At 36.8% G+C, this 11649-nt stretch carries 6 protein-coding genes; 2 read left to right on the top strand and 4 right to left on the bottom strand.

Annotated features, from left to right (window positions below; translation table 11 throughout):
• Positions 1–33: 33 nt before the first annotated feature.
• The 4 genes from CRO15_RS11145 to CRO15_RS11160 form a co-directional block, all read right to left on the bottom strand.
• A complete protein-coding gene (locus CRO15_RS11145) occupies positions 34–1041 on the bottom strand; it encodes a metallophosphoesterase family protein (protein ID WP_097046198.1) in 1008 nt (335 codons plus the stop codon).
• Positions 1042–1156: 115 nt separating this feature from the next.
• The gene (gene lacZ, locus CRO15_RS11150; protein ID WP_097045905.1) at positions 1157–4297 is read right to left on the bottom strand and encodes a beta-galactosidase, LacZ type; all 3141 of its coding nucleotides are present in this window, start codon (positions 4295–4297) and stop codon (positions 1157–1159) included.
• 23 nt (positions 4298–4320) lie between these two features.
• Positions 4321–7350: an aminotransferase class III-fold pyridoxal phosphate-dependent enzyme gene (locus tag CRO15_RS11155; RefSeq protein WP_097045906.1), complete on the bottom strand. Its 3030-nt coding sequence runs from the start codon at positions 7348–7350 to the stop codon at positions 4321–4323.
• A gap of 2 nt (positions 7351–7352) precedes the next feature.
• Positions 7353–9380, bottom strand: a complete 2028-nt coding sequence (locus tag CRO15_RS11160; RefSeq protein ID WP_097046199.1) for an MGH1-like glycoside hydrolase domain-containing protein — start codon at positions 9378–9380, stop codon at positions 7353–7355.
• A gap of 266 nt (positions 9381–9646) precedes the next feature.
• Here CRO15_RS11160 and CRO15_RS11165 point away from each other — a divergent pair, with 266 nt between their 5' ends.
• The gene (locus CRO15_RS11165; protein ID WP_097045907.1) at positions 9647–10225 is read left to right on the top strand and encodes an RNA polymerase sigma-70 factor; all 579 of its coding nucleotides are present in this window, start codon (positions 9647–9649) and stop codon (positions 10223–10225) included.
• 236 nt (positions 10226–10461) lie between these two features.
• Positions 10462–11598, top strand: coding sequence for a FecR family protein (locus tag CRO15_RS11170; RefSeq protein WP_097045908.1), 1137 nt, complete (start codon positions 10462–10464; stop codon positions 11596–11598).
• Positions 11599–11649 lie beyond the last annotated feature (51 nt).

Here is an 11649-nt window from a genome sequence, read left to right on the forward strand (position 1 = left end):
CTTCAACGCGTTTGAAAAAGAAACAAAGTTTCTCTAAAACTTAAGATTATAATCTGAAATTTCAGCTGAATATTCACTACCATAGACATTTTTTGGCATTCCTGAATCGTATGGCGAAGGAGCTACCCACTGACTTTTCACCCCTTCCAAGCTAAAACTTCCTTTTGGGTCAACCGAAGCAAATGCAAATAAAGGATCTTTATAAGTGGCAAGGTTGGGCAACCATCTGTATTGATCATACATTTCTTTAGGGTAACGGCTGGTATTTTTATACTTCTCTTCCATCCATTGATAAGAAGCACTGTTGATTTCAATATAATCTATACCGTTTTGGTGATGGTGAAAATCAATATGGTTATGACCATTCATACAACATATGATTTTTTCTTTATAGGTTTCCATTACTTTTTGAATGGCAAGTCTGTTTTTTACACCCCACTGATAGTGCCAAAGGCTTTGATGTGAAAAAATAATGGTTGGTAATTTAGTAGCCTTAAGTTCAGCTTCTAGCCATTCTATTTGGGAATCGTCAATAAAAGTTCGGTACTTGCTATCCACATAAAAATTTGATTTTTCATAATCTACAAACTCACCATCTTTATACATAAAATTGGCATCCAATACAATGAAATGAAAATTATGAAAATCGTATGAATAATATGTTTTGGGCATTCCCCAAAATTGGAGCATTTCTTCCTTAGAGTTCTTATCCATGTCATGGTTGCCCAAAACATGATACTTGGGACCTTTAAATGTTTCCCAAATAGCCATGAAATCCTTGTTTTTGGAGTCAGCCATGCAAAAATCCCCCAATTGAATAATGTAATCAACATTTCGCCTTTGAGCTTCAGAAATGAATGCCTCCAATCTTTTATTGGCATCTGGCATTAAATCTTTATGAATATCCGCAATTATTCCAAACACCAAAGATTTTGAATCCTCTTTAATGAAATTTGAAGGTGTAAAAGATAGCATGGTTGTGGGCAGGGTCATGGCAGTTGTGCCAATGCCTAATCGATTTATAAACTTTCTACGATTCATAACAAGTTCTTTATGTTTGGGAAACACCTGTAAATTTAAGGTTTCTCCAAATCTTGACCAGCTTTTATCTTTTGATTTTTAGGTATAGTTTGAATGAATTCTTGATATGATGGTCTTACTTATTATTTTTTAAGGAAGGGTTTATAGTAAACGAATACTGATATTCCTTGGGAACAATGGTATATTCATCATGTACCAGCCTTCCCCATGAAGTGTCACCACCAACGCCCATTTGCAAGTAATCAATATTCCATTGAACAGTTTCACCTAAATTAATATCGGCACCATGTTTTTTGGTTACCGGAACCAATCCGGAAGCTGATACTGCACCTTCCTCACTACTAAAATCCAATTCAGTCATGTCAAAAGGCCAGACACTTGAATTTAGCAATACACTTCCAGTAACTTCCAAGGTTAAGTCTTTGGAGGAAACTTTCATCCATCTGACATCTGTTTTATTTCCAGTTTCTTGCGGGCGTGAATATCTATGGAACTGTTTTGTAATTTTTCCTGAATACAAACCAGTTTTCATGCCTGTCTTTCTGTCCCAATAACTTTCTTCAGGGCCCTTTCCATACCAAGAGACATCAGCATAATCTTTAGGCAATACTAAATACATGCCCAATTTAGGAATGTTGGGTAAACCGTTTTTCTTTGGTGCAAAGTGGAAATCTACTTTTAATGCTCCATCAGACATTATGAAATATTTCGCATTAACATTTGCCTCGTCATTAGGAAGTGAGTACTGTGTTTTGAAAGCAACTCCATCTAAGGTTGCCTTTGGTTCAGTAATTAAAGTGGCCTTATGATTATATGTGGCATCCTGCCACATTTTAGCCCATTTGTCCATTCCATTTCCTAAATCATTGTCAGTTGGAGGACGCCAAAAGTTGGGTTTAATTGGGTAATTGGTTATCGTTTTCCCTTCAAAGGTCCAAGAAATTATTTCACCAGACTCTTTATTTATCTTCAAAGCGGTCTTATCGTTTTTAATTTCAATAAACTCCTCGTAAGGCTTAATTTTCAACACATCACCCAATTTGGAAAGGTTTGTAAATACTCCTTTATTCAATACAAATTGGTCCCAAGCCACTTCATGGTCTTTAGGGGTTATGGATGTGGCTTCTTTTTGAAACAACCCTACCTCCAAAATAAATTCATCTTCCGGAATAAATAAATCGGGTATTCCATTCAGTACAATTGTTTGGGATTGTTGAGGCTGTACATCAACAGAAATATTGTTCTCTTCATGTTTAACTTCTCCATTGACCAAAAGTTTGACCCGAATTTCCTTATCTGAAAAATCGGCAAAGAAGTTTTTGTTCTCAATTTTGATTGAGCCATTTCCCAAATATTGAAAATTGGCAGGTTCGTATACTTTTTTAACTTCAAACAAATGTGGATGTGGATTTCGATATGGGTCTACCAGACCATTGTTTAAAAAATTACCATCAGTTGGTAAATCAGCATGATAGTCGTGGCCATAGGCCAGATAGGTTTTTCCATTTTGATCCTTATATTCCAAACTTTGATCCACCCAGTCCCAAATAAAGCCACCCTGAAGGTTGGGGTAGGTTTCAATAATATCCCAATAATCTTGAAGATTCCCAACGGAATTCCCCATAGCATGGGCATATTCAATCATAATGGAAGGTTTGTCAGAATCTGATTTTCCATGATTGATCAAATATTCTGGTTTTGGATACATGGGGCAATAAAGATCTGTGTAGTCTTCCTTTCCTGCAGGTTCATATTGCACAATACGATTGTCATCCTGCTCCTTTAACCACTTGTAAGTTGTTCTGAAGATTTCACCTTCACCAGCTTCGTTGCCTAAAGACCAGGAATAAATGGAGGGGTGGTTCCGGTCTCGATAATACATTCGTTGTGTTCGTGACTCATGTGCCGGAAGCCAGCTCATTTCATTTCCGATCTGTGTCTTTTCATCTATGGCCAAAGGGTGACTTTCAATATTGGCTTCATCAACGACATACAAGCCATATTTGTCGCATAAATCCAGCCAATAAGGGTCGTTGGGGTAGTGGGAGCTTCGTACCGCATTGATATTGTTTTGTTTCATGAGCTGGATATCCTTTTCCATTGATTCCTTTGAAACCACATGACCGCTAAACGGGTCTGTCTCGTGGCGATCAACACCTCTTATATAAATTGGTTTTCCGTTGATGAGCACCTGACTGTTTTTTATCTCCACGCTCTTAAAACCAACATGATTTTTTATGTATTGGTTGTTTTTCGGATTCTTGGAATCTTCCAATGTAATCTTAAGAGTATATAGGTTTGGAATTTCTGCAGACCATTGTTTGACATCTTTTATTAAATGGTCCAAGTTGACCTCAGTAGTTTGTCCTGATGGAATTTCAAATGAAGAGGTTTCTTTGTAAACTGAATTTTCATCATCAAGTAGTTCTAAGGTAATATTTCCAGAGGAGCTTGTATCTGAATCATTATTGATGGCTATGGTTCCCTTGAAAATTCCATTCATATAAGTATCATCCAAATTAGTGTACGTATAATAATCCGAAATAAATACTTTAGGTCTTGAATATAGATATACATCTCTTTCAATGCCGCTCATACGTAACATGTCCTGACTTTCTAAGTAACTAGCATCGCTCCATCGGAACATTTGTAGCGCCAGTAAATTTTTTCCAGGCTGAAGAACTGAAGTGATATTGAACTCGGCAGGAGTTTTACTGCCTTGGGAATAGCCCACATAAGAACCGTTTACATAAACGTACATGGCGGATTTAGCTCCAGCAAAATGAAGAATAACATTCTCCGATAGAAATTCTTTATCCAAAACTATTTCTTTTCTATACGTTCCAACTGGGTTATAATCTTTGGGCGCATCTGGCCATTTGGTATCAAAAGGGTAACGTTCATCCAAATAAATGGGATAATCATACCCTTGCACTTCCCAGTTGGCTGGGACGGGAATGATTCCCCATTTGCTGTCATCAAAATTTACATGCTGAAAAGTTGTGGGACGTTGCTTGGGGTTTTTTACAAAATGAAATTTCCAATCCCCATTCAAATCTATAAATCTTCTAGACGATTTTTTCTTTTGAATTTCAGAAGATTCAGAAGCAAAGAATGTGGCTCTTGGAGATAGCTTGTTTTCTTCAAAAATTTTATGGTTGTAATGATAAGTTTGTTCAGCTATTTCAATTAGAGGCTCTTTTTTGCAGCTAAGGATAAAAAAAGGAGCTAGAAGAAGGATTGCTTTTAGTTTCATAATGCTTTTAAAGTGTCTTGAATTCAATAGTATTTCATAAAATCTTCAGCCAGTATTCTCTTTAAATAGAAAATTAACTCTTTGGCATTTTCTTTGGTAAAGACAATGGGAGGTTTAATTTTAAGCACATTGTAATCAGGGCCATCAGTGCTCATCAAAATGCCATGGTCTTTCATACGGTTGGCCAAATAATCAGCATGGTCGCCCAAGGGGTTCATTTTGCCATCTACGAGTTCAAAGCCCAGAAAGAGACCTTGCCCACGTACATCACCAATAATTGAGAATTCTTCGGATAACGATTTTAGTTCAGATTTCAAGAACTCACCAACAACAAGTGCATTTTCCTGAAGCTTGTCTTGCTTCACTGTTCTCAGAACCGCTGTTCCAATAGCACAGGATACGGGATTGCCGCCAAAAGTGTTGAAATATTCCATTCCGTTGGCAAATTTCTCCGCGACCTCTTGTGTACAGGCAACAGCGGCCAATGGGTGACCATTGCCCAAAGGTTTCCCAATGGTAACAATATCAGGAATTACATCATAAAGCTGGAATCCCCAAAATGTTTTTCCCACACGTCCGCATCCCACCTGTACTTCATCAGAGATACACAGTCCACCAGCAGCCCTAATATTAGCATATGCTTGAGATAAAAAGCCTTTTGGCAGCTCTATTTGCCCTCCACAACTAATAATTGGTTCTATGATAAATGCACCAACACTTCTTCCTTTTTTGTGAATGGAATCAATTTGAAACTGTACTTCTTGGGTATATTTTGAACCTGCATTTTCATCCCTATACTTTCCTCTAAAAATATCTGGCAAGGGAAAGATATGGGTGTGTTCAGGGGCTCCCTGGCCTCCTTTACCATCAAATTTATAGGAGCTGATATCAATACACATGTTTGAGTTCCCATGATATCCTACTTCAGATGCAATAATATCACGTTCACCAGTAACCGCTTTTACCATACGTATGGCCAATTCATTGGCCTCGCTTCCTGAATTCACAAAGTGGAGTACACTAAGTTCTGGAGGTAAAGTCTCCAGCAATTCATTGGCCAACTCATTTATGTTTTCGTGTAAGTAGCGTGAATTGGTATTCAAAAGTGCCATTTGTTCTTTTCCAGCTTTAACCACTGCATAATTTTCATGACCCACATGGGCCACATTGTTCACAGTATCCAAATACTTTTGGCCATACTGATCCATTAAATATTGACCGGCACCACGAACCATTCGTATTGGGGTTTTGTATTGCAGGCTTAGGCTCTTACCTAAATATTTTTTCCGATAGGAAATTAAATCTTCGTTGGTGGTTTTGTTTGGATTTTTCAGTCCCTCTGTTTTGAATAATAGATTAGGATTAGGACAAATGTCTTTCCAGACACCCAATTGTTTAAAATAGGCAACGCCAGGAAAATCTTTGGTATGGCCCAACATGGAAAGCATGATTTGAAAATGCAGATGTGGTGCCCAGTTTCCGTTTTCAGGATAGTTGCCCAAATATCCAATGCACTCTCCTTTTTTTATGGTTTCTCCTCTTTTTTTGCTGGTGGCACTATCAGGGGTAAGATGTCCGTAAAGCGTATAAAAACTAAGGTTTTCAACCTCATGTTTTAAGATTATCAATCCGCCATATTCCTTGTTGCCTTCGTCATTCACTGCAACAACCACTTCTCCATTCAATATGGCATGTACCGGAGTTTGTGCTGGCAACCAAAAATCGACCCCCAAATGAATGGTTCGACTTTCCCTGCTGTTGTTTCCTATTTTATCATATTCAGTAGACGTGTAAAGTGGGCGAGGCTCTAAGTATCCTCCAGCCGGAATCTGGTTTGGTTTTTCTTTTTGAAGCCTGTTAATTTTAAACTGGAATAGATCCAGGTCATTGAATTCCCTTTCATGCCCGATCCATTTACTGGACACACTTAAATCCAAATGTTGGACTTCGTTTTTTCTTATCGTTGGAAACAAGTCAGAAAGTTCAAAATTCTGGTTGGAAGCCCAACCTTCAAATTTTTTAGTGTTTGAATGGGCTTCAAATTCGCATACGGACCTAAAACTGTATTTCGCAAAATCAGGATCAATAGCATACCATTTTTTTAAAACTTCCCAAGCTGGCTTTTCACTGATCAACAAATATTCATTGTCGGGTTCCTTGACCCGATTTATGGCAGATTTGGTGACCGAGATGACCAATCGCATGGCAATGGCATTGTATAAATGGTCCAACTCCGCTTCTTCCAAAGTAAAGGTTGAATGGTATCCTTTTAGCAAGGGCAGAGCTGCTTCAAGAGGGTCGTTATGGTGCATTATTGCATAAGCGCAGGCTACTGCAACGTCATTTATAACCTGGGTGTGTACAGCATCTCCGTAATCTATGATTGCATTTGTTTTTGGTTGAACCAAATCTGGAGATACGATTACATTATTATCATTGGCGTCATTATGCACTACACTTTTTCGTAGGTCAGTGTATGTGGAAGCCGCCTTTTCAAATTCAGATTGAAAAAAAGCGATGATTTCCTTTTCCTTACCTTTAAATAAGTATAGATGATTTTTGGTCCAGAGTGATTGCGCAATATCCCATTCAAAATCCCGATGTGCTTTGGAATGGTCAAAATCCCTTAATATTTTAGTGATTTTCCCGCATTGTTCTCCTAAAGAAAAACGTAGTGTGTCCAATTGTGGATTCACACTACTCCAGATTCTTCCTGAAACCCATGAGAGCAAACGTACCATGCGCAAGTTTCCAGAATCATCCTTAAAATTGGAAATTGCATGTCCGTTTCTGTCTTTGATTACCAAAGGCGAAATAATAGCTTCTCCTTTTTTTTCAATATGGAGCAACAATTGTTGTTGATAATCCAAGTAGTCCTTATCCTCATCTGGACGCGAGATTTTCAGGATATAGCTTTCTCCTTTTTCAGTTTTAACTCTAAAATTGAAATCAAGTTCCCCAGGTAACGGTTTTGCTTTTCCAGAAATGGAAAATAAATCCAAGGCAATTTGCTCTGCTTGTGGGGTAGTTATCTTTATAGTGTTGTACTGCATTTTTATTCTTCCATTAATAACATAATGATATGTGCTGCGCTCCAGCTAAAATTTTTGGCATATAGACCCTTACCTGTAATTGGATGGTAATTTTCTCGTATGGATTTCCCTTTTTCCAAAAGACCTTCGGCGCCTTTTAAAATTTGAATTGTAGCTTGGTCTGCTTCTACGTTATAACCATAATTGCGTAATCCTTTTACACCAAAATATGCTTGGTCTAACCAATTGGGACCTCGCCAATATCCATTGGTTGGGTTAAATTTAGGATGATCTTTGGACATGGTCTGAAAGGGAACCCTTGTAAAGAATTTTTCAGGATCCATCATTTTTTCTTTTACCCTTTGGGCTTGTTCTTCTGTGGCGGCTGATGCCCAAAGTGCTGTCCATCCCTCACTGCCTGCTCCTTTTATGAAAGCTGTGCCGTCTAGATTGGTGTCGTAAAACCACCCATCCTCTGAATCATAAAATTGATTTTGTATACGCTTTTTTAAGATTTCCGCATCTTTTCTGAATATCGCTGCATCCTTTTTTTTATCCAATTTCTCAGCTAGATCGGCCATGTACAATTTTTCAGCAAAAAGATATGCATTCAGGTCAATACTCTCTTGATCCATGGAGTATGCCCCTTCGGAATTCTTTACTATTTTGGAATCATCAAAACGTATGGCATTGTCCATTCCGCTTTCCCATTTGGCGGCAATGAGTGTTCCATCGGTGGAACCATATTCACATAATCCATCTTGATCATGATCTCGTTCAATATACCACCAGTCATGGTATTTTTTTAACTTGGGGTACATTTCCTTGACAAAATCTGCTAAGGTATCTTTTTCCATAATTTTTGCTACTGCCCAAGCTGCAAGTGGAGGTTTGGTATCTCTAAAATTATGGGCTTCTATGGTAGTATCTCGGTAAACACAGTCCACAATAAATCCATTGTCTTTCTGAAAATCGAACATGGCCCTTATCTGGTCTTTGGCCAGTTCAGGGTTATAATGGGATAACCCTACAGCATGCTTCCATGAATCCCATGACCAAAATCCGTGAAACCATTCATAATGATAACTTGGAAAAAGTCCTTGGTGTTTTAACTCACCCGCAGGAATTCGCCAATTGTTTTGTAAAGTAAGATGGGATTTGGCCAATACTTTGGCGTATACTTCATCGGTAAAGTTGGGTTTTCTTTGTTGGTTCAACGTTTTTAACTCGCTTTCTTTTTCTGAAAAACGTGCCTGCAGAACAGAATCAAAATGGACGTTGGAAATAATTAGTTTTTCTTGTTCCCAGGAATATTCGGGAAAAATAAAAGTTTGTGAAATCAAAAAAGATTTTGATTCTCCTTTAGATAAAACCAATGGACTGCCCTTAACAATATAAGATGTGCTATCTGATACAATTTCATGGACATTTGTATTTGCAAATTGTATGTGTCCAACTGCATTACTTTTTGATGACAACAACTTAATGCCGTTTTCTTCTTTTGAAATTTGAACTCCAGTATGAAACAAGTTCCCTTTGAAAATGGGAGATAAGACAATCTCCTCCGATGTTTGATTGATGATACTTGTCTTTTGCAATGCCGTATGCCCCGACATATAGACCAATTGTTGTTTTATTTTTAGGTATTTGTTTTCATATTCTTGCTCCAAATGGCTAGCATAACTATTCTGGTTTGCAGTATTTTTCCAATTAAAGATTTTGTTGTCCTTACTGTTGATTAGTTCTATCTCAGTTAGTGTAGGGCTAAGCCATACTCCATTTTCCTGTGTCATTAAAAATGGACCTGAAAAACCAACGCTAGAGCTTTCAGAATTTGGTAGACTATAAGCAAACCATGCACCTTGATCAGAAAACATAAGCATTTCTCGATCATCTTTGGTATTTGGAGTGCCCACATAATTCTGAATACTGTTTGAATGTTCAAGATGTTTTGTTACTGTATATGATAATTGTTTTTTTGTTTTTTTGCTGGTACATGCTATACTCAAGTTTAGAATACATAAAGATGCCAAAAAGATTTTATTGCACATAATCCGTAGGTATTTAATGCCCATAATGAACAGGCCTTATTTGTTTATAAAACAGTTTTTATGAATAATAAATAATGTGAAAAGCAACAAGGGAATATTTTGTTGCTAGATCTTTGGACGCTGCCAATTTACAACAAAAAGTGAATTTTTTAATAATTAGGTAAGAATTATCCTAAAAATTGAGGAAATATTAGTTTTTTTTAGGTTGTTTTGATAATATCATAGTTGCTACTTTTGTATATCCATATGGATAACGCCAAACTAAATTGGATTCTATCTCGATTTTAGAAGAAATACAAAACCAAAACAGGTTTGTTTATAAAAAGCTTTTCGATGATTTTTATGAGGAACTTGTGCTATATGCTAATGGATATCTTTTTGATAAGAGTCCAAGTGAAGATATAGTACAGGAGGTTTTTATTTATCTATGGGAGAAAAGTGATTCTATAATTATTCAAACCTCATTAAAAGGCTATATGTACGCGATGGTCAGAAATCGATGTTTGAATTTTTTGAAATCCATTAAGATTACAGATGATGTCAATATTTTAGAATTACGGGCGGCAGTTTCAGAGGAATACAATCTAGATGCCTTTTCCGATTCAGATAAAAAGGCCATACATGCCCAGGTAATAGAAATTATAGAAGCCCTGCCCTCAAGAATGCAAGCCATTGTTAGATTACGTTTTGTGAGCAATTACCGATACTCGGAGATTGCTGATGAGCTTGGGGTTTCTGTAAATACTGTAAAAACCCAATTAAAAAGGGCCAAAATTAAAATTGGAGAGTTGATTGTTTCAATTATTGTATTTCTATCCACGTATTTATCTCTTTTTTACTCATGATTACCTTTCATCTCACCAAAAACCTGCTTTGAGTATTGGAAATGCTGTGATGAGGACCCTGCTATAGAGTTGTCGGTTTCGTATATAATCCATAAAAAATAATGGTTAATGTCAATAAAAGAGATCATATTTTATGAATCTTATCAAGATTTTATTTTTTTTCTGCATTTTTTGTCACCCATTTTAACTCTGCAATTGTCTTATTAATGATTGCGCCCCTAAACTGATATGCAATAATGGAATTTAAACTTATTCTTAAAAAGATAAATAACACGCTTACCAAGGCGGAAGTTGTAATATTTAATGAATGGTATTCGGAATCTGAGGACCATAGAACCTACTTTGAATTAGTAAAGGAAAAGTATGATAGTGAAAAAGAATCAGTAGACCTCGAAGAGGGATGGGAGACGGTTTTGCGAAGTATCGATTACAAGAAAAGGAAAAAAGTGTTATGGAAGTACGCTGCAGCCGCGGCGATTGTAATTGCTGGATCTTTGACTTTATTGATTTTGAACAATACACAAGAATTGAGTACGGACCTTCCTACGGTCGTAGAAAAAGTTGAAACCATTGAAGTTGGAAGTGATAAGGCAACTTTGACCTTGGAGGATGGATCCAATATTTTCCTAAAAAAAGGAGAATCTTATGAAACTGGTCGTATAAAAAGTAATGGCGAGCAGTTGGTCTATGAGGACAATTCTGAACAAGAGAACAATGAAATAGCCTTTAACTATTTAACCATTCCACGTGGCGGACAATTTTTTATTGAGTTGTCAGATGGGACAAAAGTTTGGCTGAATTCGGATACAAAGTTAAAATATCCGGTTTCATTTAGACCTAATTCATCCCGAAGGGTAGAGTTAATTTATGGAGAGGCATATTTTGATGTTTCACCAAGCGGTGAAAATAATGGTTCAAATTTTATTGTTACAACCCAAAATCAAGAAGTTGAAGTTTTAGGAACCGAGTTCAATGTTAAAGCATACAAGGAAGAAGATATAATCTCTACCACCTTGGTAGAAGGCAAAGTATCTGTAAACAACAATAATTCTAAAACTGACTTGGCAGTTGGACACCAATCTAAGTTTAACAAGCTGACCAATGAAATAGAAACCTTTAAGGTGAATATTTATAATGAGGTTTCATGGAAAAGCGGATTCTTCAGTTTTCAGAATATGCCTTTAAAGGATATTATGACAGTATTATCCAGATGGTATGATATCGATGTGTTTTTTGAGAATGACCGAATCCAAAATGTGACATTTAATGGGGTTTTCAGTAAGAAACAGGGTATTGAGGAAATACTGTCCATCATTGAGAATACAAATGAAACAACATATAAAATAAACGGAAAAGCAGTGCTTATGAAGTAAAAAAATAAAAAAAAGGGAATGGAATTTAGACTTGGACAATTTAAACCTCCA

This window comes from Flagellimonas pacifica (assembly GCF_900215465.1).
GTDB lineage: Bacteria > Bacteroidota > Bacteroidia > Flavobacteriales > Flavobacteriaceae > Flagellimonas > Flagellimonas pacifica.